The sequence below is a fragment of the Mycobacterium sp. 852013-51886_SCH5428379 genome, from assembly GCF_001665575.1.
Classification (GTDB): Bacteria; Actinomycetota; Actinomycetes; order Mycobacteriales; family Mycobacteriaceae; genus Mycobacterium.
In genome coordinates this window covers 1-657 of sequence record NZ_LZSU01000024.1, presented here as the reverse complement: position 1 = coordinate 657, position 657 = coordinate 1, and the positions used below count along the sequence as shown (strand labels likewise).

The 657-nt window shown below is 64.2% G+C and carries 1 protein-coding gene; it reads left to right on the top strand.

The window, feature by feature from the left end:
* Positions 1 to 8 precede the first annotated feature (8 nt).
* Positions 9 to 657, top strand: a 649-nt coding sequence (locus A5757_RS11780) for an MspA family porin (RefSeq protein ID WP_066833589.1), incomplete at its 3' end; no start/stop codon positions are given.

Below are 657 nucleotides of genomic sequence, written 5' to 3'. Positions count from 1 at the left end.
GGGAGATCATGAAGGCAATCAGTCGGGTGTTGATCGCGATGGTGGCGGCCGTCGCGGCTCTGTTCACGAGCACGGGCACTTCACACGCAGGTCTGGACAATGAGCTGAGCTTGGTTGACGGTCAGGGTCGCACCCTGACGATCCAGCAGTGGGACACCTTCCTCAACGGTGTGTTCCCGTTGGACCGCAACCGGCTGACCCGTGAGTGGTTCCACTCGGGTCGGGCGAACTACATCGTGGCCGGTGAGGGTGCCGAGGACTTCGAGGGTTCGTTGGAGCTGGGTTACCAGATCGGCTTCCCGTGGTCGCTGGGTGTGGGCATCAACTTCAGCTACACCACCCCCAACATCGCCTTCGACGGCCTGGAGGGTGTCGGCTTCTTCGACGGTGAGTTCGGTAACGAGTTCTCCGGCATCGTGACCCCGCCGCTGTTCCCCGGTGTGTCGATCAGCGCCGATCTGGGTAACGGCCCCGGCATCCAGGAAGTCGCGACGTTCTCGGTCGACGTGTCGGGTGCTCAGGGTGCGGTTGCGGTCTCCAATGCGCACGGCACGGTGACCGGTGCGGCCGGTGGGGTGCTGCTGCGTCCCTACGCCCGACTGATCGCCTCGACCGGTGACAGCGTCACCACCTACGGCGCCCCCTGGAACATGAACT